At 66.2% G+C, this 25,603-nt stretch carries 23 protein-coding genes and 1 pseudogene; 9 read left to right on the forward strand and 15 right to left on the reverse strand.

Annotated features, from left to right (window positions below; all coding sequences use genetic code 11):
• Positions 1 to 31: 31 nt before the first annotated feature.
• Positions 32 to 856, reverse strand: a complete 825-nt coding sequence (locus ACP4XC_RS03575) for a DUF1684 domain-containing protein (RefSeq protein ID WP_427173516.1) — start codon at positions 854 to 856, stop codon at positions 32 to 34.
• A gap of 50 nt (positions 857 to 906) precedes the next feature.
• Positions 907 to 1,518 carry a TetR/AcrR family transcriptional regulator gene (locus tag ACP4XC_RS03580; RefSeq protein WP_427173517.1) on the reverse strand — a complete coding sequence of 204 codons (612 nt, stop codon included), beginning with the start codon at positions 1,516 to 1,518 and terminating at the stop codon, positions 907 to 909.
• A 165-nt stretch (positions 1,519 to 1,683) separates the two neighbouring features.
• Here ACP4XC_RS03580 and ACP4XC_RS03585 point away from each other — a divergent pair, with 165 nt between their 5' ends.
• From ACP4XC_RS03585 to ACP4XC_RS03595, 3 genes are all read left to right on the forward strand, one after another.
• Positions 1,684 to 2,364 carry an NADPH-dependent F420 reductase gene (locus tag ACP4XC_RS03585; RefSeq protein WP_427173518.1) on the forward strand — a complete coding sequence of 227 codons (681 nt, stop codon included), beginning with the start codon at positions 1,684 to 1,686 and terminating at the stop codon, positions 2,362 to 2,364.
• Between the two features lie 134 nt (positions 2,365 to 2,498).
• On the forward strand, positions 2,499 to 5,363 hold the full coding sequence (ppc, locus tag ACP4XC_RS03590; protein WP_427173519.1) for a phosphoenolpyruvate carboxylase: 2,865 nt from the start codon (positions 2,499 to 2,501) through the stop codon (positions 5,361 to 5,363).
• A 57-nt stretch (positions 5,364 to 5,420) separates the two neighbouring features.
• Positions 5,421 to 5,726 (forward strand): hypothetical protein, encoded by a 306-nt coding sequence (locus ACP4XC_RS03595; protein WP_427173520.1) that lies wholly within the window; start codon positions 5,421 to 5,423, stop codon positions 5,724 to 5,726.
• 19 nt (positions 5,727 to 5,745) lie between these two features.
• On the opposite strand, the gene ACP4XC_RS03600 is transcribed toward ACP4XC_RS03595, so the two are convergent.
• From ACP4XC_RS03600 to ACP4XC_RS03635, 8 genes are all read right to left on the reverse strand, one after another.
• A complete protein-coding gene (locus tag ACP4XC_RS03600) occupies positions 5,746 to 6,366 on the reverse strand; it encodes a DedA family protein (protein ID WP_427173521.1) in 621 nt (206 codons plus the stop codon).
• 57 nt (positions 6,367 to 6,423) lie between these two features.
• The gene (locus ACP4XC_RS03605; RefSeq protein WP_427174998.1) at positions 6,424 to 7,362 is read right to left on the reverse strand and encodes an RluA family pseudouridine synthase; all 939 of its coding nucleotides are present in this window, start codon (positions 7,360 to 7,362) and stop codon (positions 6,424 to 6,426) included.
• Between the two features lie 12 nt (positions 7,363 to 7,374).
• Positions 7,375 to 8,151, reverse strand: a complete 777-nt coding sequence (locus ACP4XC_RS03610) for a DeoR/GlpR family DNA-binding transcription regulator (protein ID WP_427173522.1) — start codon at positions 8,149 to 8,151, stop codon at positions 7,375 to 7,377.
• 16 nt (positions 8,152 to 8,167) lie between these two features.
• A complete protein-coding gene (locus tag ACP4XC_RS03615) occupies positions 8,168 to 10,243 on the reverse strand; it encodes a beta-galactosidase (RefSeq protein WP_427173523.1) in 2,076 nt (691 codons plus the stop codon).
• 2 nt (positions 10,244 to 10,245) lie between these two features.
• The gene (locus ACP4XC_RS03620; protein WP_427173524.1) at positions 10,246 to 11,202 is read right to left on the reverse strand and encodes a carbohydrate ABC transporter permease; all 957 of its coding nucleotides are present in this window, start codon (positions 11,200 to 11,202) and stop codon (positions 10,246 to 10,248) included.
• Positions 11,199 to 12,146 (reverse strand): carbohydrate ABC transporter permease, encoded by a 948-nt coding sequence (locus tag ACP4XC_RS03625; protein ID WP_427173525.1) that lies wholly within the window; start codon positions 12,144 to 12,146, stop codon positions 11,199 to 11,201. Before ACP4XC_RS03625 ends, ACP4XC_RS03620 begins: the two co-directional genes overlap by 4 nt.
• A gap of 30 nt (positions 12,147 to 12,176) precedes the next feature.
• A complete protein-coding gene (locus ACP4XC_RS03630; protein ID WP_427173526.1) occupies positions 12,177 to 13,490 on the reverse strand; it encodes an ABC transporter substrate-binding protein in 1,314 nt (437 codons plus the stop codon).
• A 196-nt stretch (positions 13,491 to 13,686) separates the two neighbouring features.
• Entirely contained in the window at positions 13,687 to 15,192 is a 1,506-nt protein-coding gene (locus ACP4XC_RS03635; protein WP_427173527.1) for a PLP-dependent aminotransferase family protein, read from the reverse strand.
• A gap of 60 nt (positions 15,193 to 15,252) precedes the next feature.
• On the opposite strand from ACP4XC_RS03635, the gene ACP4XC_RS03640 reads away from it, so the two are divergent.
• Positions 15,253 to 15,873, forward strand: coding sequence for a YczE/YyaS/YitT family protein (locus ACP4XC_RS03640; RefSeq protein WP_427173528.1), 621 nt, complete (start codon positions 15,253 to 15,255; stop codon positions 15,871 to 15,873).
• On the opposite strand, the gene ACP4XC_RS03645 is transcribed toward ACP4XC_RS03640, so the two are convergent.
• Together ACP4XC_RS03645 and ACP4XC_RS03650 are read right to left on the reverse strand one after the other, a co-directional pair.
• The gene (locus ACP4XC_RS03645; protein WP_427173529.1) at positions 15,870 to 16,706 is read right to left on the reverse strand and encodes a DNA-formamidopyrimidine glycosylase family protein; all 837 of its coding nucleotides are present in this window, start codon (positions 16,704 to 16,706) and stop codon (positions 15,870 to 15,872) included. The two genes, ACP4XC_RS03640 and ACP4XC_RS03645, sit on opposite strands and share 4 nt — an antisense overlap.
• The gene (locus ACP4XC_RS03650; RefSeq protein ID WP_427174999.1) at positions 16,699 to 21,630 is read right to left on the reverse strand and encodes an ATP-dependent helicase; all 4,932 of its coding nucleotides are present in this window, start codon (positions 21,628 to 21,630) and stop codon (positions 16,699 to 16,701) included. Before ACP4XC_RS03650 ends, ACP4XC_RS03645 begins: the two co-directional genes overlap by 8 nt.
• A 232-nt stretch (positions 21,631 to 21,862) precedes the next feature.
• On the opposite strand from ACP4XC_RS03650, the gene ACP4XC_RS03655 reads away from it, so the two are divergent.
• Complete coding sequence (locus ACP4XC_RS03655; protein WP_427173530.1) at positions 21,863 to 22,348, forward strand: DUF4383 domain-containing protein; 486 nt, start codon at positions 21,863 to 21,865, stop codon at positions 22,346 to 22,348.
• 3 nt (positions 22,349 to 22,351) lie between these two features.
• Here ACP4XC_RS03655 and ACP4XC_RS03660 read toward each other — a convergent pair whose 3' ends face one another.
• Positions 22,352 to 22,702 carry a DUF4232 domain-containing protein gene (locus tag ACP4XC_RS03660; protein WP_427173531.1) on the reverse strand — a complete coding sequence of 117 codons (351 nt, stop codon included), beginning with the start codon at positions 22,700 to 22,702 and terminating at the stop codon, positions 22,352 to 22,354.
• Here ACP4XC_RS03660 and ACP4XC_RS03665 point away from each other — a divergent pair.
• Complete coding sequence (locus ACP4XC_RS03665) at positions 22,680 to 22,910, forward strand: hypothetical protein (protein WP_427173532.1); 231 nt, start codon at positions 22,680 to 22,682, stop codon at positions 22,908 to 22,910. The genes ACP4XC_RS03660 and ACP4XC_RS03665 overlap by 23 nt on opposite strands.
• Before the next feature lie 338 nt (positions 22,911 to 23,248).
• Here the strand turns inward: ACP4XC_RS03665 and ACP4XC_RS03670 are convergent, their stop codons facing one another.
• Positions 23,249 to 23,467: a hypothetical protein gene (locus ACP4XC_RS03670; protein WP_427173533.1), complete on the reverse strand. Its 219-nt coding sequence runs from the start codon at positions 23,465 to 23,467 to the stop codon at positions 23,249 to 23,251.
• Between the two features lie 212 nt (positions 23,468 to 23,679).
• Here ACP4XC_RS03670 and ACP4XC_RS03675 point away from each other — a divergent pair, with 212 nt between their 5' ends.
• On the forward strand, positions 23,680 to 24,018 hold the full coding sequence (locus ACP4XC_RS03675; protein WP_427173534.1) for a hypothetical protein: 339 nt from the start codon (positions 23,680 to 23,682) through the stop codon (positions 24,016 to 24,018).
• Positions 24,019 to 24,072: 54 nt separating this feature from the next.
• Positions 24,073 to 24,279 (forward strand): hypothetical protein, encoded by a 207-nt coding sequence (locus ACP4XC_RS03680; RefSeq protein ID WP_427175203.1) that lies wholly within the window; start codon positions 24,073 to 24,075, stop codon positions 24,277 to 24,279.
• Between the two features lie 303 nt (positions 24,280 to 24,582).
• Here ACP4XC_RS03680 and ACP4XC_RS03685 read toward each other — a convergent pair.
• Positions 24,583 to 24,745, reverse strand: a pseudogene (locus ACP4XC_RS03685) (response regulator transcription factor); the annotation flags it as partial.
• Between the two features lie 63 nt (positions 24,746 to 24,808).
• On the opposite strand from ACP4XC_RS03685, the gene ACP4XC_RS03690 reads away from it, so the two are divergent.
• Complete coding sequence (locus ACP4XC_RS03690) at positions 24,809 to 25,588, forward strand: type 1 glutamine amidotransferase domain-containing protein (protein ID WP_427173535.1); 780 nt, start codon at positions 24,809 to 24,811, stop codon at positions 25,586 to 25,588.
• Positions 25,589 to 25,603: the final 15 nt, after the last annotated feature.

Raw genomic sequence — 25,603 nt, forward strand, 5'->3', positions numbered from 1 at the left:
TTGGGGAGCGGGGCTTATCTGTCCGTTCGCGCTAATCGGCGAGGGTGGGCTGCTTCTCGCCGGCCTCGATCCGGTAGTCCAGGCTGTTGTTCTTCACCGGCATGGGGCAGGTGCCGTACGGGGTAAAGGCGCTGGGATAGTTGATGGCCCGGTTGAAGTCCAGAGTCACCGTTTGGTCGGGGCGCGGCCGGGTTGTTGACACTTTGCGCCACTCGTCGGTGGAATCGCCGTTGGTCTCGTCGTGGAACGTGACGGTCAAGGCGCCCAGCTCGTCCTCCTCGGCCTGCAAATGGCACTCATGGTCCTTCCCGGGCAAGTGAAACACCAGCTCGCCCACGGAGCGGTGTACTCCCTCCACCAGCGGATTCGCGGTGCCGATGGGGACATCCACAGGCTCGGTGTAGCGGTGGAACGTGGCCTCGACCACGAGGTCGGGCCGGTAATCAAAGGTGGGCACGCCGTCGAACTCCGTAAACACCGGCGAACGGGAATCCCGGGTGCGGATGGCGTACTTGTTGGCGCGCATGGCCAATTCGACCCGCACCTGTTTGCCGTCCCCGCCGCCGAACTGCACCCACATCAGCGACTCCTCGTCCAACAGCGCGGCCGAAATCGTACCGTCCACGACTTCGCCCGTTTCCACCAGGGTCAGCCCGTCAGCGGCGGCGGCGGTGAGGTACGCCGTCACGCCGTCGGTTGACCAAAGCCCCGGGACGAGGTCGACGGCGGCGGGCCGGCCTTCCAGCCACTGGAACGACGTGAGCGTCAACCAGCCATATTCCCCGGCCAGCGCCTTGTTGCGGTTGGCACGGAAGCGGTTCCAGCGTTCCAGCTGGGCGTCACGGGCAGTGTTCACGGTATCCTCGTTCATTGTTCGCCGGAACGGGCGCCGGCGTCGCGGCAACCCTACTCCGGAACGCCTAAGCTTGCAGCTATCAGCTGGGATGCTGCATCCCGGGCTGTTGTTGCGGCCTCCGGATCCCCGTCGAGGACGCCGCTGGCAAGGCCGCCGTCCAGGATCAGTGCGAGGCTTCGCGCGAGCCGGTCCGGACGCGCGGCGCCCGCCTCGGTGGCGAGCCGCTGCATCCACGCCAGCACTGCTTGCTTGTGCGCAACGGTCCGCTCATGCACCCGGGTCCCCGAGGCTGACTCGGCCGCCGCGTTAATAAAAGCGCAGCCCCGGTAGCCGTCGCGGCGGCAAGCGGAGGCGAGGGCATCGAACAGCCCCACGAGCTGCGCCGCCGGGTCCGGGCCCGCGGCCTCCGCGGCAGCATGGAGCTGTCCCGTCCAGATGGCATCGACCCTGTCGAGGTAGGCGAGGATCAGTTCGTCCTTCGCCGGAAAGTACTTGTAGAAAGTGGCCTTGGAGATCCCGGATTCGGCGATGATGGTGTCAATGCCGGCCGCGCGCAGGCCCTGTGCATAGAACAGCCTGAAGGCAGTTGCCAGGATCTTCTCCCTGGCCGGCCCGGCCGGAACCCGGGCCGCCTGCGCTGCGGAGGCTGCTGGCGTCGTCATGAGTCCATGGTACACAGACAAGTCTGTCTGGGACCGCACTGCAGTTCCCATGATTCCGCAGCGGGAGCCTTGCCGTAGACAGGTCTGTCTGATACCGTCTTGCTCACCAGTAGACGAACCTGTCTACCCACTGACTTTGACGAATCACAGAAGAATGAGGACGCCATGAAGATTGCTGTACTTGGAACCGGCACCGTTGGCCGGACCATCGCTGGAGCCCTCGCGGGCCTCGGCCACGACGTGGTCATCGGAACCCGCGACCCGGAGGCGACGCTGGCCCGAACGGAACCCGACGCCATGGGTGCCGCTCCCTTCGCACAGTGGCTTGAGGAACACGGCCACGTCCACCTGGCCAGGTACGCCGACGTCGCCACAGACGCCGAGCTGGTGATCAACGCCACGAGCGGTGCGGGCTCCATCGCGGCGCTTTCCGCCGCGGGTGCGGAAAATCTCGCAGGCAAGATCCTGATGGATATTGCCAATCCACTCGACTTCTCGCACGGCATGCCGCCGACGCTCAACCCGGTCAACACGGACAGCCTGGGGGAGCAGATCCAGCGGACATTCCCGGACGCAAAGGTGGTCAAGACCTTGAACACCATGAACGCGAGCCTGATGGTCGATCCCGGACGTGCGGCAGGCGGCGACCACTCCGTGTTCGTCTCCGGCAACGACTCCGACGCCAAGCGGGAGGTGACCGGCCTCCTCAAGAGCCTGGGCCACCAGGACGTCATTGACCTGGGCGACATTTCCACGGCACGCGGGTCCGAGATGCTCCTGCCCATCTGGCTGCGGCTTTGGGGTGCGCTGGGAACCGCGAACTTTAACTTCAAGATCGCCCGCTGAGCCGCCGGACACTATCTGAGACAAATTCCCACGCCGCAACTGAGCCGGGTAACATCCCATAGGAACAAGTAACCCGGCTCACAGTATCCAGCGCAGTGTACGAGCCAAGTCCGAACCCTCGAAAGATAGTTTCCATGGCTGACACTGCAATGAATCCAGGCACCGAACTCGCAGGCACCGAACTCGCGGGCACCGGCCTCGCCAGCACCGACCTCGCGTCGGAGCTGCGGGCGGACGTCCGGCGGGTCTCCACCCTGCTGGGCGAGTCGCTGGTCCGCCAGCACGGCCCCGAGCTCCTTGACCTTGTGGAGCAGGTCCGGCTCCTGACCAAGGAATCGAAGGAAGCTGCCCGCGGCGGTGCCAACTCCACCGGGCCGTGGAGTTCGTACGACGTCGTTGCCCAGGTCCGTGAGCTGCTCGGCTCCCTGCCGATCGAGCAGGCCACGGACCTGGTCCGCGCCTTCGCGTTCTATTTCCACCTGGCCAACGCCGCCGAGCAGGTCCACCGGGTCCGCACCCTGCGCACCCGCCAGGAAAAGGACGGCTGGCTGGCCAAGGCGGTCAGCGAGATCGCGGACAAGGCAGGCACCTCGGTCCTGCAGGAAGTGGTGGACGAGCTGGATGTCCGTCCCATCTTCACTGCCCACCCCACCGAGGCCTCCCGCCGCTCGGTGCTGGATAAGATCCGCCGGCTTTCGGACGTGCTGGCCGTGTCCACCGAGGAGGGCAGCTCGGCCCGGCGCCGCCAGGACCGCCAGCTCTCCGAGGTGATCGACCAGATGTGGCAGACGGATGAGCTCCGCCAGGTCCGCCCCACCCCGGTGGACGAGGCCCGTAACGCCATCTACTACCTCAACAGCATCCTCACCGACGCGATGCCGGAGATGCTGTCGGACCTGTCCGACCTGCTGGGCGAGCACGGGGTCACTCTGCCCTCACAGACGGCGCCCATCCGCTTCGGTTCGTGGATTGGCGGTGACCGCGACGGCAACCCGAACGTCACCCCCGCCGTCACCCGGGAGATTCTCCAGATCCAGAACCAGCACGCCGTCCGCATCAGCATCGCCATGATCGATGGCCTTATCTCCATCCTCTCCAACTCCACGGCCCTGAGCGGCGTCGACCAGGAGCTTCTTGACTCCATCAACACCGACCTCAAGAACCTGCCCGGACTGGACCGCCGGGTCCTGGAACTCAACGCCCAGGAGCCCTACCGCCTCAAGCTGACCTGCATCAAGGCAAAGCTGATCAACACCGGCAAGCGCGTGGCGGCGGGCGCCGGCCACGAGCCCGGCCGCGACTACACCGCTACCGCCGAACTGATCGCCGAGCTGGGCCTGCTGGAGTCCTCGCTGCGCAGCCACCATGCCGCCCTGGCCGCAGACGGCTCCCTGGCCCGCGTCAGCCGCGCCATCGCCTCCTTCGGACTGCACCTCGCCACCATGGACATCCGCGAACACGCGGACCACCACCACGACGCCGTCGGCCAGTTGATGGACCGGCTGGGCGGCCCGGGCATCCGGTACGCAGAGCTCAGCCGTCCTGAACGGCTGGAAGTGCTCGGCGCGGAACTGGCCTCCCGCCGTCCGCTGTCCGGCCACCCGATAAAGCTCGACGGCGTCGCTGACGCCACGTACGACGTCTTCCGTGAGATCCGCCGGGCCCTGAAGACCTACGGCCCGGACGTGGTGGAGACCTACATCATCTCCATGACCCGCGGAGCCGACGACGTTCTGGCCGCCGCCGTGCTGGGGCGCGAGGCCGGCCTGGTGAACCTCTTCGGTGAGGCGCCCTACGCCAAGATCGGTTTCGCCCCGCTGCTGGAAACCGTGGAGGAGCTTCGCGCCTCTGCCGAAATCGTGGACCAGCTGCTGTCTGATCCGTCCTACCGGGAACTGGTGCGGCTGCGCGGGGACGTGCAGGAAATCATGTTGGGCTATTCGGACTCCAACAAGGAATCCGGCGTGATGACCAGCCAGTGGGAAATCCACAAGACCCAGCGGAAACTGCGGGACATCGCGGCCAAGCACGGCGTCCGCGTCCGGCTCTTCCACGGCCGCGGCGGCTCCGTTGGCCGTGGCGGCGGCCCCACATACGACGCCATCATGGCCCAGCCGAACGGCGTGCTCGAGGGTGAAATCAAGTTCACCGAACAGGGCGAGGTCATCTCCGACAAATATTCGCTTCCTGAACTCGCAAGGGAGAACCTGGAGTTGTCGCTGGCAGCGGTGATGCAAGGCTCGGCGCTGCACAGGACCCCGCGCACCTCCGATGACCAGCGCGAACGCTACGGCCACGTGATGGAGACAATCTCCGACGCCGCGTTCGGCCGGTACCGCACGCTCATTGACCATCCGGACCTGCCCGCCTACTTCCTGGCGTCCACACCGGTGGAACAGCTCGGGTCGCTGAACATCGGCTCCCGGCCGTCCAAGCGGCCCGACTCCGGAGCGGGGCTCGGCGGGCTGCGCGCCATTCCGTGGGTGTTCGGCTGGACCCAGTCCCGGCAGATCGTGCCCGGCTGGTTCGGCGTGGGCTCCGGGCTCAAAGCTGCCCGCGAAGCCGGACACTCTGCCCAGCTGGTGGAAATGATGGACAGCTGGCACTTCTTCCGGTCGGTTTTGTCCAACGTCGAAATGACACTGGCCAAGACGGACATGGACATTGCCGGCTACTACGTCTCCACTCTGGTCCCGGAGGAGCTGCACCACCTGTTCCGGACCATCCGGGCCGAATATGAACTCACCGTCAGGGAGATCCAGACCCTCACCGGCGAGCATGTTCTGCTCGACGCGCAGCCCACACTCAAGCGCTCGCTCGAGGTGCGTGACCAGTACCTTGACCCGATCAGCTACCTGCAGGTGGAGCTGTTGCGCCGGATCAGGGCCGAAGGTGCCGAGGGCGAGGGAATCTCGGGTGCTGAGATCGACGAACGGCTCCAGCGCGCCATGCTCATCACGGTCAACGGAGTGGCAGCCGGCCTGCGCAACACCGGATAGGCCGCCCGCGGGGTGGGCCGCTGTCCGTGCAGCCCTCTACCCCGTTAGGGTTATTGGATGCCTTCGTTCCAGACCAGACTCAAGATCACCGGGCTAAAGCCGGGGAACCCGCCTGAAGCCGTGATGGCGGCGGCCGTTGAGGCGCTGGGAACAAGGCACCACGTCGAAGCGAACCAGCTGGAACTGGCCGCCGGGGTGCCGCAACTGAATCTGCGTTTCCTCGTGGAACCCACAGCTCACAGCAGCGAGAACCAGCAGGCGCTGGAGTCCGCGGCAATGATGCGCGACGCCGTCGAACGCGTTGCCGTCACCGGTGCACTCACAGTGCTGCGCCGAAACCGCGGCCGGTGGATGCCCGTCTAGCCACTCCGGTCCGCACCACCTAGTAGTCCAGTTCCTCGTCCTCCACCACGGGGGAGCGGTTGCCGCGGCGGCGCGTGACAATCATGCCCAGCACGGCGCCGATCACCAGGCCGACGCCAACGCCGATCAGCGAGCTTGCCCAGAACGGAAGCTTGGTGGCGGAGCCGGTGAAATAGCCGAGTCCCACCAGCCAGGTGGCCCAGAGAACGCCGCCCAACGCCGCGCAGAAGCTGAACGCAGGCGTGGCGACATTCGCGATGCCCGCTGCCGCGGACATGGCGAGCCGCCCTCCGGGGACAAAGCGGATGCCGATGATGCCGCCATAGGTTGAGGAGCGGCCGGCCTTGGCGATGGCGGCATGGATGCCGCGGTGGAACTTCCGGCCCCAGCCCCAGCGGTCCAGCACGTGGCTGAGCCGGCGTTTGAACAGCTGGAAGACCACCAGGTCGCCCAGCCAGGAGGCGATCGCGGCCAGTACTCCGATGAGGAAGGCGTTGGCGCGGCCGTCGGCGGAGAGCGCTCCTCCGGTAATGACGAGCATTTCCGAGGGGATGGGCGGGAACAGGGCGTCGCCAAAGACTGTGGGGATGATCCAGAAATAGATCGCGGCGCCCCAACTGTCCGCATTGGCCAAGTCCATGCGCACAAGGTATCGCATTCCGGCGGCATGACGCGGCCCGGCCTGCAGCGGACAGCGTTACGGCTGGGCGGCGGGGGCTTCGCTCAACGTCAGTCGGCTGCGGTATGACACAGGCTCCTTGCTGATGGGATCCACGAAGCGGATGCCACGGGCCAGCAGTTGGAGGGGCCTGGCGTAGTCGTCCGGGGCCTTGTCCAGAAGGTCCGGGTAGAACGCGTCGTTCACGATGCCCAGCCCAAGCGAGGCCATATGGACGCGCAGCTGATGGGTCTTCCCGGAGTGGGGTTCAAGGCGGTACAGGCCGCGGCGGTGGGTGCCGGCGTCGAACGTTTCCAGCAGGTCGATGCGGGTTTCCGCATTGGGCTCGCCGTCGATCACTTCCGCCAGCAGGTAGCTGCGCGACTTGGTCATCCGGTTGCGGACCACCACGGGGAAGTCGACGGCGGGATGCCCGGCCGCCGGCTGGGCGGCGGACACACATTCATATTCTTTTTGTACCTGGCGCTTTTCGAACAGCACCTGGTATTTGCCGCGGGTCTCCGGGTTGGTGGAGAGGAGCAGGACCCCGGCCGTCATCCGGTCCAGCCGGTGCATGGGAATAAGGTCCGGCAGCTCCAGCTGGTTCCTGAGCCGGACCAGGGCTGATTCCTGGATATACGTCCCGCCGGGGGTGGTGGGCAGGAAGTGCGGCTTGTCCACCACCAGGAGATGCTCGTCCTGGTGCAGGATGTTCAGTTCCACCGGGATCCGGGATTCCGGTGGCAGGGTGCGGTAGTACCAGATGAAGGTGTGGTCTTCGAGCCGGGTGGCCCGGTCCAGCGGGGCGCCGCCTTCGCCCACGATCTCGCCGGCGTCGAACCTGTCCTCGATGCCCTGCGGATCGATGTGTCCCCAGCGGTGCATCATGTAGTCCATGGCGGTGTTCCAGGGCCCCTCGTCCGGGAGGCGGAGGCGGGTGGCGTTCACGCCGTCGCGCACGGGGAGGGGGGATTGCATCACCGGTCCATTCTACTTTGCCGTACCCGCCATACGGAGCCTGCCCACGTGCTCGCGCAGGATGCGCTGGGCCTCCGGCCCCAACTGGTCGTCGCTGATGAGTTCGTCGGCGTCCTCCAGTTTGGCGATGGTGGTCAGGCCCAGCGTGCCCCACTTGGTGTGGTCCGCCAGGACCACCACCTTGCGGGCGGCAGCCACGAACGCCCGGTCGGTTTCGGCCTCCAGCAGGTTTGGCGTGGAGAAACCTGCCTCGGCGTCAACACCGTGGACGCCGAGGAAGAGCATGTCCAGATGCAGCCGCTCCAGCGAGGACGTGGCCAACGGTCCCACCAAGGCATCCGACGGCGTTCGCTCTCCGCCCGTAATGATCACCGTGGACGGCGTATTGCCGGCGTGGAACACCTCGGCAATCCGCAGCGAATTTGTCACCACGGTGATCCGCGGACCCGTGGAGAGGATCTTGGCCAGCGCCCACGTGGTGGTGCCGGCGCTCAACCCCACAGCCATCCCCTGCTGGACCAGGGTGGCGGCCTCGCGGGCGATGGCCGCCTTCTCCGCCTCCATCAGGGTGGATTTGACCTCAAATCCCGGCTCGTGGGTGCTCACGCCGCCTGGGAGGCGGGCCCCGCCGTGGATTTTTTCCACCAGCCCCGCATCATCGAGCGTGTCGATGTCCCGGCGGACAGTCATGAGCGAGACGCCCAGGATCTGCGCCAGCTCCGAGACGCGCACAATCCTCTCGCGCTGAACTTCGGCAAGAATGGCGGAATGGCGGGCGGGGGCAAGCATGCTGTCTGTTCAGTCCTTAGGAAGTTGCGGACGAGGAGCCATTTGACCGGACCACGGCCACGGCACCGGCACCCAACGCCAGCGCACCGCCGGTTTCCCGGCCGCTGATGAGCTCCAGGCCGGAGACTGCCAGCTGCACGTCGGCGGAGCCGTGGTTGATGAAGAAAGTCCAGTCCGTGCCGTCCTTGCTGCGCCGGCCCACTTCGAGGCCTTCCGGAAGATCCCGGAATAGCGGCTCCACCCCGGCGTCCCCGCAGAGAACTCCGAGCAGTTCGGCCATGCCCACGGAGGCCAGACTGGTGGCCACGTAATAGGCCCGGCCGTCCCCGGCCGCGTTGCGGGTCACCACTGGGGAGCCAGCAACCGGTCCGCGGACCACTTCGGCGAGGACCTCCGCCGTCGTGGGCCTTCCGAGTTCGCTCCAGAACGATCCGCCGCCGAACCGGCTGAGCTCCAGCTCCTCGCCGGAGCGCAGCGGGAAGAATTCCTCCATATGGACACCCAGGAGCTCGCTGAAGGCGCCGGGGTAGCTTCCCGGCCTGATGTGGTCGTTCTCGTCCGCGATGCCGGAAAAGTACGTGACCACCAGATGCCCGCCGGAGCGGACGTACGCGTCCAGGTTCTTGACGCCCTCATCGGTCAGGAGGTACTGCATGGGCGCCACCACCAGCCGGTAGCCGGCGAGATCGTCTGTGCTCTGGCGGAAGTCGGTGGTGGTCCCGGCGCGGTAGAAGGCATCGTGCCAGCGGCGGGTTTCCGCGATGTTCGACGCGTCCACACTCGGGTGTGAATCCAGTTCAGAGCCCCAGCGTGCATCGGTGTCATGGAGGATGGCGACGTCGACGCCGCCGGAGGCGCCCGTGACCACCGAGCCGCTGAGCTCCGCCAGGTTGCGCAAGGCCTGGCCCAGCTGGACCACCTCGCGCCAGACCTTGGTGTCCGTCCCGGCATGGGGCAGCATGCCGGAGTGGAACTTCTCCGCTCCCGCACGTGATGCCCGCCATTGGAAGAAGAGCGTGCCGTCCGCGCCGCGGGCCACATGCTGCATTGCGTTGCGCAGCATCTCACCGGGTGCTTTGGCGATATTGCGTGGCTGCCAGTTGACGGCCGAGGTGGAGTGCTCCATCAGCAGCCAGGGTTTGCCCTGGGCCCAGCCGCGCGTGAGATCCGCGGTGGCCGCCAGGTCCTGGTAGTTTCTGGGATCTTCGGCGATCAGGTAGTGGTCGTTGGACACCACGTCCATATGTTCCGCCCACCGCCAGTAATCCACCGGCTGGTGCAGGCCCATGTTGAAACCCATGAAGTTGGTGGTGACGGGGTGCGGGGAGTGGGAGCGGATGATTGCGGCTTCGGCCTTGTAGCATTCGAGCAGTTCATCCGAGGAGTAGCGGGCAAAGTCCAGTTGCTGGGTGGGGTTGACCCAGGTTCCGGAGGTCCGTGGGGGCAGGATCTCCTCCCACGCCGAGTACCGCTGGGACCAGAACGCGGTGCCCCAGGCCGAGTTGAGCCCGTCGAGGGTGCCGTACCGGCGTTCGAGCCACGTGCGGAAGCCGGCTGCCGCGCCGTCGGAATAATCGGGCTGGTTATGGCAGCCGTACTCGTTGTGCACATGCCACATCACCACGGCGGGGTGGTCACGGTACCGGCCGGCGATCTGCTCCGTCAGGGCTGCTGCGGCCCGGCGGTACTCGGGGCTTGAGGCGGCGAAGGCCTGCCGGGAACCGTAGCTGTGCCGCACGCCGTCGGCCGTTACCGGGAGGGACTGCGGGTATTTGTGGCTGAACCACGGCGGCGGCGACGCGGTGGCGTTGGCCAGGTCCACCCGGATGCCGTTGGCGTGCAGCAGGTCCAGCACCCGGTCCAGCCAGCCGAATTCGTAGACTCCCTCGGACGGTTCCAGCAGCGCCCAGCTGAAGATGCCCACGCTGACCAGGTTGACCCCGGCCTCGCGCATCAGCCGGACGTCCTCGTCCCACGTCTCCTCGGGCCACTGCTCCGGGTTGTAGTCTCCCCCGAAGGCCAGCATCGGGGAGCCCTCGGAGCCGAGGCGTGCCGTGATGTAGTCCATGGCGGCGGTGTTGTTGGTGTGCACATTTATCCTTTGCTGGAGCCGAGGGTCAAGCCGGCGACGAAGTGGCGCTGCAGGAGCAGGTAGATGATCAGCGCCGGAATGGCCGTGATCATGGCGCCGGCGGCGATCAGGTTGTAGTTCGAGAGGAACTGACCCTGGAGGTTGTTGATGGCGGTGGTCACCGGGAGCCGGTCGCCGCTCTGGATGAAGAGCAGCGGCCAGAAGAAGTCGTTGTAAATGAAGATCACTTCAAGGGTGCCCATGGCGGCCAGGGCCGGCCGGCACAGCGGCAGGATGATTTCCCAGTACTGGCGCCAGATGCCGGCTCCGTCCACGAGGGCCGCTTCGGTCAGTTCAGAGGAGAGGGCCTTCATATAGTTGGAGAGGACAAAAGTCACAAAGCCGATCTGGAAGGCGGTGTCGACGGCGATCACGCTGATGTAGGTGTTGAGCAGGTTCCCGGAATCGCTGAAGGCGTAGGGGAGCTCGAGATGCTTGAACATTTCGAAAAGCGGGGCCGCCAGGACCTGGGGCGGGAGCAGGTTTCCCGCAGTGAACATGATCAGCAGGGTGATGTTGAATTTCCAGTTCACCCGGCTGACCGCGAACGCCATCATGGAGGCGAAAAGGAGGATCAGGATCACTGAGGGAACGGTGATCAGGACCGAGTTCCAGATGTACTGGGCAAAGCCGCCCTGTGTCCAGGCCTGGATGAAGTTGTCGAAGTTGAAGGCACCGTCGAAGCTGAAATACCCGTATTTATCGGTGTCCGCCTTCGGCCGCAGCGCGGTGAAGATCGTCCATGCCAGCGGAATGAGCCACATCACCGCCACGACGCTCAGGAAGATGTGCGTGCCGTAATGCCGCTTGCCGGGTCTCCTGTTCCGGGCGGGACCCGTGGCGGGACCGGACATTTCCGTACGGCGGGAAGTGGGTTCCTGTGCGGCCGCCGCGGCACTTGCGGGATTTGCGATGCTCATGCCTCTTTGTCCTTTCCGAACGCACGGGACAGGTAGAAGGTGATGGGGACCAGGGAAATCACCAGCAGGATGACCGCCAGGGCGGACCCGACGCCGATCACCTGGCCCTCGCCCACCAGGTTCTGGATGACCAGGGCGCTGATGAGCTCAAGACCGTTGGTGCCACGGTTGATCACGTAGACGATGTCGAAGGCGCGGAGTGATTCAATGACCGTGATCACGATGATGACCACGTTGACCGGACGCATGGCGGGAAAGATGACCCGGAAGAACGTCTGGACGGCGTTGGCGCCGTCAATCTGGGCCGCCTCCCGCAGGGTGGGGTCCACGCCTTTGAGGCCGGCCAGATACAGGATCATCACGTAGCCGGCATGCCGCCAGGTGGCCGCGATCAGGGCGGCCCAGATGTTGACCCCGGAGTCGCCGAACCAGTCCACGGCCTGGGGTGTTCCCGCGGTGCCCAGCAGGAAGTTCAGCAGCCCGCTGTCGCGGTTGTAGAACAATTGCCAAATAACACCGATGAGGGCGAGCGAGAGCATCACCGGGGTGAAGAAAATGCTTTGGTAGATTCTGCTGCCGCGGATGTTCTGGTCCAGCAGGACTGCCAGGAGCAGCCCAAGGGGGGTGGCGACCAGCGCAAGGAACGCCAGCCACAGGACGTTGTGCTGGACCGCCGGCCAGAAGGGCGGGTAGTCCTGGGACACGAATTGATAGTTCTCGGTGCCCGCGGACTTGAGGTCCGTCAGTTCCAGGCCGTTCCATCGGGTGAAGGACAGGGCAACTGACATCAGGGTGGGGATCCAGACCAGGACCAGCTGAATCAAGGTGGGGATGCCCACCATGATGCTGAGGACGATCTTGTCCCGGGTGGACAGCCGCCGCACCTTCCGGGCGGGAGCGGTGCTCGCCTCCCGGACCGGCGGCGTGTGGATTGACGCGCTCATCTGATATTCCTAGCTCTTCGGCAGTTCCAGCTACTGGGAGGCGTACAGCGACTTGGCCTGGGCTTCCAGGTTCTTGACGTCGATGTTGCCGTCCTTGATGAAGGACTGCAGGGCCGGGATCATCACGTTGTTGGCCATGGCCGGGAGTGCGTCGCGGTCGAAGAACTGGCTGATGCTCTTGGCGCTGCTGATGGTTTCGGCCATTTTCTTGCTCAGCGGTGAGAACTTTGAGGTGTCCGCGCCCTTGGCTGTGGCGATGTTGGAGGAGTCCACCGAGGCATAGACATCCTGGCCCTCAGGGGTACCGAGATAGGCGAGGAAATCCTTGGCGGCGGGGTTCTGGCCGCCCTTCTTGGAGAGCAGCAGGCCGTCGATGGGTGCCTCGACAGCGTCCTGGCCTTCCACGGCGACCTCGGGGAACGGGAAGAAGTCGATGTCGTTCAGCACGGTCTTGTCGGTGTATTGCTGCGTCAGGAAGGACCCGAGCAGGTACATGCCGGACTTCTTATCGCCCAGCGATTTGGCCGAGTCCTGCCAGGTCATGCCCAGGGCGTTGGGGTTCTGGTAGGGCAGCAGGGCCTTCCAGGTGTCGAAGACGTCACTGACCTTCTTCTGGTCCCAGGATTCCTTGTGCGAGGTGAGGTCCATGTGGAACTGGTAGCCGTTCAGGCGCATGTTCAGGTAGTCGAACGTCCCCATCGCGGGCCAGCCGTCCTTGTCGGCGAACTCGATCGGGATCAGCCCGTCGGCCTTCATCTTGGCGCACAGGGTTTTCAACTCGTCGAACGTCTTGGGGACGGCGTAGCCCTTTTCGGCCCAGAAGCTCTTCCGGTAGAAGAATCCCCAGGGGTAGTTGTAGTTCGGGATGAGGTACATCTTGCCGTCTGCTCCGGTGGATGCCTTCTTCAGGGCATCGGAGTAGTTGGCTCCGACCTTTTCCCACACGTCATCGATGGGCGCCAGGAGGCCCTTGCCCGCGTAGTACTGCATCCGGTAGCCGGCGAACCAGGTGAAGGTGTCGTCCGGGCTGCCCTGAAGATAGGTGTTGATCTTGTTCTGGAAGTCGTTGTGAGGCACTACGTTGGTGCTGATCTTGATGCCGGATTTCTTCTCGAAGGCGTCCGTGACGGCCTTATAGGCCGCCTTGGGCACCTCGTCGGAGGAGCCGGAGCCGAACGTTACGGTCTTGGCGCCCGCGCTGCCCGACGGCGCGCTGCCGCCCGTGCAGGCGGCCAGCAGCGGAACGCCAGCCATGGCGGCGGCGCCCACACCGAACGACTTGAGCAGGGTTCGGCGGTCCCATCCGCCTTGACCGGATCCGAGCACGTCCTTGTGACTTGTCATTTGTTTCTCCTCTGGAAAAGACCGACCCCGTGTGAGGCACCTCACATAGGATCCAATCATAATCGCTCAACTACGAACGTCAATAGCCAAAAAAAGAACATTTGTTGTTCAAAAGCGCGCATGCGTTCGTGGTGAAGGGGAGGGATGCGCCCGCTCATCCGGACGGCGCGGAGGCGGGTCGGGCCGGGAGTTTCGCTCAGGCGATGGCCGCGGCAGGCCTCTGCTGGCGGCTGCGCCGCAGTTGCGGGGCGGCGTTGAGCCGCTCCTGCGCCGAGCGGAGGGCAAGCACCGCCGTCTCCAGCTGTTTCGGGGGCCGGGTGAACGGCACCCGCAGATAGTGTTCGAATGCGCCGCCCACGCCAAACCTTGGCCCTGCGGCGAGGCGGATGCCGAAATCAGGCGCAATCACCGTCAATGCCGTGCTGATCGGTGCCGGGAGCCGGCACCAGATGCTCAGGCCGCCGTCGGGGCGCTCCGCTTGCCACTGCGGCAGATGCGTCCGGATCAGCTCCAGGAGTGTGTCCCGGTTGCCGCGGAGGGCCTCGAGCCGTGCCGGCAGCGGTTCCGAGAGGGACCGGACCAGATGGGCCGCCGCGAGCTGCTCCACAACCGCGCCGCCCAGATCCATCGTGGTCCTGGCGGCGGCGAACCGCTGAATGAGCGGCGGGCTGGCGCGGATCCAGCCGGTGCGCAGTCCGGCCCAATGCGATTTGCTCAGCGAGCCGATGGTGACCACGGCCGGGCTGAAGGCGGCCAGCGGAGACGTGCTGACGCCGTCGAGGTTCAATTCCCGCAGTGTCTCATCCACCACCAGGACAGTTCCCGATGCCGCGGCCGCCCGGACCAGTTGGCGGCGCTGGGGGTCCAGCATCAGCCGGCCGGTGGGGTTGTGGAAGTCGGGCACAACATAAGCCATCGTGGGCCGTTGCTGCATCATGGTGGACTGCACCGCGTCCAGGTCCCAGCCGGCCGCGTGCTGAAAGGACCTGTGGGGAAGGGCGACAGGAATCGGTCTGCAGCCCGACGCGCGAATGGCGTCGATCGCGTGGGGATAGCTGGGGTGGTCCACTAGGACCTTGTCCTGCTTGCCGCCCAAGGTGCGCAGGATGATACTGAGCGCGTGCTGGGCGCCCGACGTCACCAGGATCTGCTCCTCCGTGGTGGGCACTCCGGCCGCCGTGTAGCGGGCGGCTATCGCTTCGCGCAGCGGTTTCACCCCGACGGCGTCGTACCCGAACCCCGGGAGCAGGGCGGGCAGCTCCGTCAGTGCGGCGGCGAATGCCCGGTGCACCACCTCGCCGCAGGCGGGCAGGGAGGCAAAGGCAAGATCGATGACGCCTTCCGGAGCGGCAAGGCCGGGGGCGCCGCTGGGGACGTTTGTGGCGGTGCGCCCGGCATCGTTCGTCCCGGGTGTCCCCAGGGGCGGCTGGCGGGGGATGCGGGTCCTGCCGCGGCTGCCCTGGCCGCTGCTGAGAAATCCTTGCTCACGCAGGCTCGCGTACGCGGCCGTCACCGTGGTCCGGCTGACGCCGAGCGTCGTGGCGAGGGCGCGCTCACTGGGCAGTGCCATGTCCAGGGGCACCCGGCCGTCCAGGACCAGCAGACGTACGACGTCGGCCAGCTCGCGGTAGGCGGGGGCGCCCCCGCGGTTCCATTCCCCGAGGAGCCGGGTCAGGGAGCTGGGGTTCAGGGAGCCGGACATGTAGCCAGTATCTCAGACTGGCTATGGAAAACAAGGCCAGTTCTTCGCGAGGATGGGTGCATGATGACTCGCAGACTCCTTCAGTTGTTCGCCGGCCTGGCCATGTACGGGATCTCCCTCGCCCTGTTTATCCGGGCCGGGCTCGGCCTCGATCCGTGGGATGTCTTTCATCAGGGTGTGGCCGGCAAGGCTGGCATGAGCATCGGCGCCGTGGTGGTCATCGTCAGTTTCCTGGTGCTGCTGCTCTGGATCCCGCTGCGGCAGTGGCCTGGTTTCGGCACCCTGTGCAACGCGATCCTGGTAGGAGTGTTTGCGGATGTGGGCCTGGCCCTGATTCCGGCCTTTTCCCACCTCGGCGGACAGATCGGCATGCTCGCGGGTGCCGTGATGCTGAACGGCATCGCCTCCGCCTGCTACATCGGGGCGCGTTTTGGCCCCGGCGCCCGTGACGGGCTGATGACGGGGCTGGCCCGCCGCACGGGGTGGTCGGTGCGGGCGTCCCGGACGGGTATTGAAGTCGCAGTGCTTGGCGCGGGCTGGCTGCTGGGTGGCTCGGTGGGTGTGGGAACCGTGATTTATGCGCTCGCAATCGGGCCGCTGGTGCAGATCCTGCTGCCGCGGTTCACCGTGCCGGAGGTGCGGGGTGCGAAGCGGCAGGCTGCCCCGGCCGCCGTTTCCTAAGCCGGAGGGGTGAGCGGCTGGCACGTGGGGCAGAAGTAGATATCGCGCTCTTCGGTGCCCGCCGCTTTCGCCAAGACACCCCGCCGGATGGGGGTGCCGCACTTCAGGCACGGCTGCTTGTCCCGGCGGTATACCCAGTATCCAGGGCGGCCGGCAGCACGGCCCACGGGAACGCCGCGTGCATTGAGCACCGTGGTCCGCCGCCCTGGGCCGAGGTTGGCCTCGAGGAGCTGCTTGGCGTCCGCCATTAAGGCCGACAGGTCCGCCACAGCCGAGACGGGCCAGGCGGGGTGGACGCCGGCGAGGAAGCACGCCTCGCAACGGTAGATGTTGCCTATGCCGGCGAGCTTGCGCTGGTCCAGCAGGGCCACGCCGATGGGGACCTCCGGCTCGGCCAACAGCCGGCGCTCGGCTTCGACCACGTCCCAGTCGGGGCCCAGGAGGTCGGGCCCGAGATGTCCCACCACGGTGCTCTCGTCAGCCGTGCGGACTACCTCCAGGATCCCCAGCGAGAAGCCGACAGCGTCCGCGGCCGCAGTTCGAAGCACGCAGCGTGCGGTGAAACCCGGCTTCCGCCACCGCCCTCCAGGTGGATAGATCTGCCAGGCACCTTCCATCTTCAGATGGGAGTGGATGGTGAGCCGTTCCTCCGCCGGGCCCTGCAGCCGGATCAGCAGGTGCTTTCCGCGTGCAACCACCTCGTTCACCTTCCAGCCCGCCAGATTGAGTGTGGCGAACCTGGGTACGCGGAAGTCGGTGTCGGTCAACTGGTGGCCGGCCAGCGCGGCGTGCAGTTGCGCTGCGGCACGCCAGACGGAATCGCCCTCAGGCACGGATCCTCAGCCCCTTTGGCGTGGAGTAGGCTCCGGCATGGGTCAGGGCAGCCGCGGCCGGAGTGTCCAGGATGCCGTGGCCGTTGACTTTCTCCATGATGAGTTTGTCCACGGCGCCGCGTTTCACCACGCCCACCAGGGCTGCGCCGGCCGCGGCCAGGACCTCGGGATCCTCGTTGAAGGCCAGCAGGGTCTTGCCGCCCCGCTCCACATAGAGGACCAGGGCGCCGTCAACCAGGACCACCAGGGCTCCGGCCTTCCGGCCCGGCCGGTGCCCGCTGCCCGCCTCGACGTTGAGGGCGGGCCAGGGCAGGGCCGCCCCATAGGGATTCGCGGGGTCTGTGGCGGCGAGGGCCAGGGCCACCGGATCCTGTTTGGCCAACTGGGTATCCTCCGTGAAGGACCGCAGCCGATCCACCGTTGCCGGCACGGCAAACTGGGCGGCGCCCAGGTGCTCGATGAAGTAGCCGCGGCGGCATCGCCCGGCCTCTTCCAGCCGGGCCAGCACTTTGTACATCAGACCGAAGCCGCCCAGGATGTTCTCCGCCATGACCGATCCGCGGGTGACCACCCCATAGCGGTCCAGGAGGAGTTCCGCGGTTGCCCGGGCATGGATGGTGGGGTCGAGTTCAGGAGCGGGCAGGGCCGACCAGCGCCCCGCCGCCAGAGGGGGAGTGGGAGCAGCCCCGGTCACTGAGCCGTAGCGGCCGCCGGTCAGGCCCGGGGAGCCGAGCAGTCCCGTCCCGTGCGCCCTGCCCAGCCTGCTCAGCCGCGGCGCCCTGGCCCGGGGCGCCCGGGCTACCTGCCGGTGCGCGGTGTGCCCGCCGGCGATCAGGGCGCGGACCGGGGCGAACGTGTCGCCCGTGATACGGCCCGCCCACGCCAGGTCCCAGAGGGCAGCCACCACGTCCTGATCGCTCAGCACGGCGTCCATTCCGCCGGCAATGTCGGTCAGCTGGCGGAAAAAGTAGCCGCCCCCATTATTTTGAAGGTGATCCAGCAGCCTTTGCTGGGCATCGCCGGGCTGGTAGTCCACGGAAGGGTTCAGGGTCAGTTCGGCGGAATCGGCAAGGTGCAGGCTGATCCAGCCGTCGTTGCCGGGCAGGGCACCGGCGCCGGACCACAGGACTTCCCCGGCCGCCATGAGCTCGTCCAGCATGGCAGGCTGGTAATCCGCCACCCTGCCAGCGAGGATCAGGGGTTCCCAGGCCGATGCGGGAACCGGCACCCCGGACAGTTGGTCGACCGCTGTGATGATCCCGTCCAAGCCACGCAGGCCGGACTGCCCCCGCGTCTTTCCGGGCGTCCGAACGTTTTGCCATGCCGGAAGGAACCGCCCGTAGGCCGCGGCGTCCACGGGCTCCACCTCGGCACGCAATGCGGCGAGCGAACGCCGGCGCAGTTTGCGCAGCACCTCGGCATCGCACCATTCGCTGGTGCCGGCCAGCGGCGGGACCACGGTGGCCGCCGCCGGTTCCGCCGCGGTGGCTGGAACGGCCTCCTGCTGCGTGACATGGGGACGGAACTCCCCTTCCACCACGCGTCCGTCCGCGGCAAGCCTTTTCAGTGCCGTGCCGACGACGGCGACCCCGAGTCCCAGCCGCGCTGCGGCTTCGCCTGCGGTGAACGGTCCGTGCGTTCGGGCGTACCGGGATACCAGATCGCCCAGCGGATCGGTCACCGGCTCGATGAACGCCAGCGGAACTCCCATGGGCAACGGCACACCGATGGCGTCGCGCAGACGCGCCGCATCCTCCACCGCCGCGAAACGCTCGACGCCGCCTATGTTGACCCGGAGTGCGCGGTTGGCGCGTTGAAGGGCGGCGAGGTGCGTGGCGGCGTCGGCGTCGAGGGTGGCCGCCGGCTCCGGCTCCGTGCCCTGCTCCGTGCCCGGCTCGGACACTGGAACCAGCCGGGCCGCGACCTCGCCGGGCGTCAGCGGACCCAGCAGCCGCAGCAGGTCCGCAACACCCTCCATCCCGCGCACCTTGCGGTCCGGTGCGAGGCGCTGAAGTTCCCGCTCCGTGGCCTCGATGACCTTGGCATCGAGCAGCTCACGCAGTTCCACCCGGCCCAGGAGTTCGTTGAGCAGGGTTGAATCCAAGGCAAGGGCGGCCGCCCGGCGCTCAGCCAGCGGTGAATCACCCTCGTAGAGGAACTGGGCCACGTAGCCGAACAGCAGGGACTTGGCGAAGGGGGAGGGCTGCTGGGTGGTGGTTTGCAGGATCCGCAGTTCGCGGCGCTCAATCGAGGCGGCAATATCCTTCAGCGCGGGGAGATCGTAAACGTCCTGCAGGCATTCGCGCACAGTTTCCAGCACGATGGGGAACGTGGGGTATTTCCTGGCGACGTCCAGCAGCTGCGCGGAGCGCTGGCGCTGTTGCCACAGCGGCTGGCGCTTGCCCGGGTTTTGCCGGGGCAGCAGCAGCGCCCGGGCGGCGCACTCGCGGAAACGGGAGGCGAAGAGGGCGCTGCCGCCCACTTCCGCCGTCACCAGCTGCTCCAGCTCCTCGGGATCGAACAGGAAGAGCTCGGCGCCTGGAGGCTCATCCTCCATCATGGGGACCCGCAGCACGATCCCGTCATCGGCGGCCATCGCGGAGCCGTCCATGCCGTAGCGCTGGTGCAGCCGCTGCCCGACGGCGAGGGCCCACGGTGCGTGCACCGGCATGCCGAAGGGGCTGTGCAGCACCACCCGCCAGTCGCCAAGTTCGTCGTGGAAGCGCTCCACCACCAGGGTCGTGTCGCTGGGGACCACCTCGGTGGCCAGCTTCTGCTCGGCGAGGTACTGGATCAGGTTGTTCGCGGCGAAATCATCCAGGCCGCTGGCCTTGCAGCGTTCCATGGCGGGACCAAGATCCGAGGCGGACAGTTCGCGAACGAATGCACCCAGGGCCCGGCCCAGATCCACGGGCCGACCGAGGGAATCGCCTTTCCAGAACGGGAGCTTCCCCGGCTGGCCGAAGGCGGGCGACACCAGGACCCGGTCGTGGGTGATGTCCTCAATCTTCCAACTTGTGGCCCCGAGGGCGAAGATATCGCCCACCCGGGATTCGTAGACCATCTCCTCGTCGAGTTCGCCGACGCGGCGGCCGCCCTTGGCCGCGGCCGCGGAAGGGCTGGCGGCTTTGCCATCGGCCGCGGCAGAGCCGGTTCCTTCCACTTCTGTGCCAATGATGTAGACGCCGAAGAGCCCGCGGTCCGGAATGGTTCCCCCGGAGGTCACCGCCAGTCGCTGCGCGCCGGGACGCCCTTCGATGGTGCCGGCATTGCGGTCCCAGATGATCCGGGGCCGCAGCTCGGCGAATTCATCGGAGGGGTAGCGGCCTGCCAGTAGATCCAGCGTGGCTTCGAAGGCGGAACGCGGGAGCGAGGCGAAGGGCGCGGACCGCCGGACGGTGCTGAACCATTCCTCGACGTCGATGCTGCCCAGAGCCGTGGCGGCAACCGTCTGCTGGGCCAGGATATCCAGCGGGTTTGCGGGCACGCTCAGCCGCTCGATCTTCCCGTCGAGCATCCGCTCCACGGTGATTGCGGTGTGGACAAGGTCCGCGCGGTGTTTGGGAAACAGGACACCCTGGGATATCTCGCCCACCTGGTGCCCGGCGCGGCCGACGCGTTGCAGTCCGCTGGCCACGGAGGGCGGCGACTCCACCTGCACCACAAGGTCCACCGCGCCCATGTCAATGCCGAGCTCGAGCGAGGACGTCGCCACAACGCAGCGCAGGCGCCCCGACTTCAGATCGTCTTCGATCAGTGCGCGCTGGTCCTTCGAAACGGAGCCGTGGTGCGCCCTGGCGAGCACGGGGTCGGCGCCGGACGTGCTTCCGGCCTGGGCCATCATATGGGCCGGTGTCGCCGTGGAGGCGGGGCTCGTCCCACTCATGGCCGAAGCCACCGCCCCCTCCATCGCCCCATGGTCCTCCCAGCCGCCGCCCACCACCAGCAGTTGCCGTTCGGCGTAGATCTCATTGAGGCGGGCCGTAAGCCGTTCCGCGAGCCGGCGGGAGTTGGCGAACACGATGGTGGATTGGTTGGCCAGCACCAGGTCAACGATCTTCTCCTCCACATGCGGCCAGATGGACGCGTGCGGCTGGAGCCCGGATGCGGGGCCGGAGTCGAAGGCGCCGGCTGCGGCCTGGAGGTCGGACATGTCCTCCACTGGAACGGAGACGGTCAGGTCCCAGTTCTTGCGCGACGGCGGGGCCACGATTTCCACCGGCGCCGAGCCCGCAAGGAACTGCGCCACGAGTTCCTTCGGCTCCACCGTGGCTGACAGGCCGATCCGCTGGGCCGGCTTGGGCAGGAGCGCGTCGAGGCGTTCAAGCGAAACCGCCAGATGGGCGCCGCGCTTTGTGCCAGCGACGGCGTGCACCTCGTCCACGATGATGGTGTCCACCTCTGCCAGTGTCTCCCGCGCCTTGGACGTCAGCATCAGGAAGAGGGACTCGGGGGTGGTGATGAGGATGTCCGGCGGATGGCTGAGCAGCGAGCGGCGGTCCGCCGTCGTGGTGTCCCCGGAGCGGACCCCCACCGTGATCAGAGGGGCGGGCAGCCCGAGGCGCTTAGCCGTCTGGGTGATGCCGATCAACGGCGCCCTGAGGTTGCGTTCGACGTCGACGCCAAGCGCCTTGAGCGGCGAAATGTACAGGACGCGGGTTTTCCGCTGGGGCGCTTTGGGTTTGCGGCGTTTGCCGGGAGCGGCGTCCTGCCCCGGCAGGGCCTCCGGCTCCGCCGGGGCAGCGGCAAGCAGGCGGTCCAGGGCCCAGAGGAACGCGGCCAGGGTCTTACCGGACCCGGTGGGGGCCACAACAAGCGCATGGGAACCCGAGGAGATGGCATTCCAGGCGCCGTTCTGGGCCGGGGTGGGCGTGGAAAAGGCGCCCAGAAACCATTCGCGGGTGGGCCGGCTGAACTTTTCCATGGAACCGGCCGGCAGTGCTCCGCTGAGGGCTGCACTGTCTGGTGCACCCCTTGATGGTGTGTCGCCCGGCCGCGGGCCGCCGGCGGACTCCTGCCCCTGCATTCCTCCATCATGCCTTACGGCACCGACTGTTTTGACTGCCCGGTCAGCAACGAGCCACTGGGACAATGCGAAGGTGGTAAGTAGACTTAGTAAGTCATGATCCACATGGCGGGGGAACAGGAGCGGCATCATGAAAACGACTTACCACTCCGGCGTCCGTGCGGGTGTGCGCAAGAACGTCCAGAGGGCATCCCTTGTTGCGGGCGCTGCCTTCGCGCTGGTGGGGGTCCTGGGTTTCATTCCCGGCATCACAACGGAATACCAGTCCCTGGACTTCGCCGGCAACGAATCGCAGGCCATGCTCTTTGGTGTCTTCCAGGTTTCGGTACTGCATAACCTCGTCCACCTGCTGTTCGGCATCGCAGGGCTGACGATGGCGCGCCGACCGTTGCCGGCACGCAATTTCCTCATCGGTGCGGGCGTTGCGTGCCTGATGTTGTGGGTCGCGGGCTTGATCCTGGCGCAGGATTCGCCCGTGAACATCGTCCCGCTGAACATTGCCGACAACTGGCTCCACCTGACCCTGGGCATGGGCCTGATCGCCCTCGGAGTGGCGTTTTCGCGGGATGCGCCGGCTCAGGTGCGGGAATCGGCGACACCCGAGCCGACCAACTGACCCCTACTTTGCCTGGAATGCCCCGATGGTGAGCAGCTCGATATTGGCATTGCTGCACGCGTCCCGCGGCTCGGGGAGGAAAAGCGAGGCCGTGTCCTCCGGCGGGTAGATGCGGTAGCCCGCGGCCGGCGTCTTGTTGCAGTCGGGGTAGTTGCCGGCCTGGGTGTACCGCAGAACGGCGCTTCCCGCCTGGCCCGGCGCCAGGAGCACGTCGGTGATGGGGGTGGACTCGTCACGTTTCGCCGGCGCCCCGATCGGGGCACCGTTGGCATCCGTGGTCAGGGACACTCCCGCAAAGCCCCTCAGGATGCACGGTTCGGAGCCTGAATTGGTGAGCAAAAGCTTCGCGTACACGCTACCGGCAGCCCCGCCCCCGGTGGAATCCGAGGAGGCGGTGAGGTTGGCGGCCTTGCACAGCGCCGGCCCGGCAGCCGGAGATGAAGGCGAGGACGCCGATGACGGTGGCTGGCTGGCCGTTGGTGTGGCAGACGGCGTCGGGGTGCTGGACTGGCTGCTGGCGGAGGGCGTTGAGCCCGTCGGTGTTCCCTGGGATTGCGGCTGACTGGCTCCGCATGCGGTGAGCAGCAGCGTTGCCCCAGCAACTGCCGCCGTCATGACCAGTCCATGTTTGATTCGGTGAGACCTCATGGCTCAACCATTACGCCCGCGAATGCCTTAGTCAACGAAGCCACGACGGTGGCGCTGGATTGATGCCCGGATTGTAATTTCGGAGTCCGGGCCGGTATCGCTAGTCCGTCTCCGGTCCCGAGCAGTAATGGCAGTCGTCAGGGCAGGCGTCGGCGCCACTGTCACGCTCTGGCTTGAGCCGCGCCCCGGGACGGTCGTCAGCGGGGCCGGGCCGCCGTGAAATCGCCGTGGAGTCGAAGGCTGTCCGTGTCTTCACCTGACGCTCCACGAGAGGTGGAATCCGTCGGCGACGTGAAAGAGGCGGCGGCGTCCCAGATTGGTTTTGACCCACACAATGTCTCCCGCGGCGGTGCGGTCGTCCACTTTGCCCGTATATTCAATCCGGCCGTTCCGGCTGAGCTGGACGGCGTCGCCGACTTGGACGTCGTCCCAACCCGGGGGGCTACTGGCATTTTGCTTCTGCGAAGTCACGGTGTTCCTTGTCGCCTGTTCCTTGAATCCCGACGGCGACCGGTGGTCGGCGCCGACGTGATCCATCTAACCGCCAAGGGAACGACGCGTTCAATGGAGGAATGACCAGCTGTGCTCCCGCTGGTTGTGCAGGAGCCCAGGGTGGGTTTCCGTCCACGGAAGGCGGCAATAGACTGCTCGCGTATCTGGCCATCCGATTCAGGGAGAACATCGTGGACTACTCAGGGACTGGCAATGAAAAGGCCGTCGCGGCAGCCGACCTCAACCGCGTGCACATCGGACAGACCGTCAGCTTCCAGCCGGACGAGTTCACCGTGGTGTTCGGGCGCATTGGAGCGATCGCCCGCAAGGAAGGAGGCGTGACCATCGCCCTTGAAGGGGTGGAAGGCTCCGGCGGACTGCAATCGAGCTATAGCCTGCCCGCGGCCCAGGACGTTTATGTCCAGCCGGACATCCTGACGAACACCGAGTCCACCATCAAGGACCTGTTCGGGAAGGTCCAGGACAACTTGCGGGGCCACAAGGGCGACCAGAAGCCCGATGCGCCTTAGGCCAGCTGTCCAAATTTCTGTTCAGAAGAGGACCCGCTGGTCTACCGTGAGGGCATGAGCAAATTATTCACGTACGTGGGTGGTCCGAAGGACAAGGAATCAGTTCAAGCGGACGAGATCGACTTTCCGGAGGTTCACCCGGGCGGTGAATACCGCTTGTCCGGATTCGCGCACAGCGCCGAGACTGTGCACGGGTCAGCGTTGCCGGAAACGGCTGTGGACAAGGAAAACGTCGTCTGGCATCCCACTTCCAAGCACTGACGCTCCCCAGCAGCCACACGCTGTCCGCTCAAAGCAAAGACCCCGCGTTCCTTGTAAAGAGCCCCCGCATTCCTTGTAAAGAAAGGAATGCGGGGGCCGGTATTTGCGAGAACGACGCCCGTCCTGACGCATTGCGGAATTGTTCGCCTTCCATGATGAGGTCACCATTTCCAATGGCCGCGTTCTTCGCGGGTGGCGACATCGGCCGGCCGCCGGCGTCGCATGCGAGCTTGGCCTGATGCGGGTTGACTCTTTCGTGAAGAGCCCGCGGCCCCTCGCCATGGCAACGGGCGCCGTCGATGTCCGCCTGCGAGCGGCCCGAGGAATCGTAACCCTGGTGGCTGCCGTGCGGTTGTCCACACCGAGTTTGCCGTAGATGTGCACGAGACGGGTCATTACGGTGGCCTCGGAAATAAAGATCTGTTGCGATGGCCCGGTTGGAGAGCCCGGCCGCGAGCAGCCCCAGCGGGGAAGGGAGGGCCCGAATTTGGCTGGGCGTAGGGTGGAAGTTAGACGAAAGGAACACTTCATGAAGAAAATCCTCATGGTACTGACCAGCGTTTCCGAGATCGGCGATACCGGAGAGAAGACCGGCTACAACGTGGCCGAAGCTGCACATCCGTGGAAGGTCTTCAAGGATTCCGGGCATTTCGTCGACTTTGCGTCCATCCAGGGCGGCCAGCCCCCGCGCGACGAGGTGGATACAGCAGACCCCATCCAGGTCGCCTTCACGGAGGACGAGACCACGCGCGCCGGTCTCTACAACACCGCCCGCGTCGACGTCGTTGATCCCGACCAGTACGACGCCGTCTTCCTCGTGGGCGGCCACGGCACCATGTGGGACTTCCCGGACAGCGAGGGCTTGCAGAATCTGGTGGCCAGCGTCTACAACGCCGGCGGCTTGGTGGGGGCGGTCTGCCACGGACCGGCCGGCCTGCTGAACGTGGAATTGGAGAACGGGCTTCGCCTCGTCGAGGGCCGGAAGGTGGCCGCCTTCACCAACGACGAGGAGGTTGCCGCAGGGAAGGACAAGGTCATCCCGTTCTTTTTGGCAGACCGACTTGAAGAACAGGGCGCCACCCATGTCTTCGCTGATGTCTTTGAGGAGAAGGTCGTGGTTGACGACCGGCTGGTGACCGGCCAGAACCCGGCCTCAGCCGCCGGCGTGGCCAAGGAGATGGAGAAGCTCTTTGCAGCGGTTATCCACCAGGAAAAAGCCGAGGAACAGCACGAAACAGAGGCTCTGCGCGCCGAGAAGGACGCCGAGAAGAGCGCCAAGAAGGCTGCTGCGGCAGGCACCGAGCACTAACGCCGCAGTGCACTG

The sequence above is a fragment of the Arthrobacter sp. 92 genome (genome assembly GCF_050260325.1).
Taxonomy (GTDB): domain Bacteria; phylum Actinomycetota; class Actinomycetes; order Actinomycetales; family Micrococcaceae; genus Arthrobacter.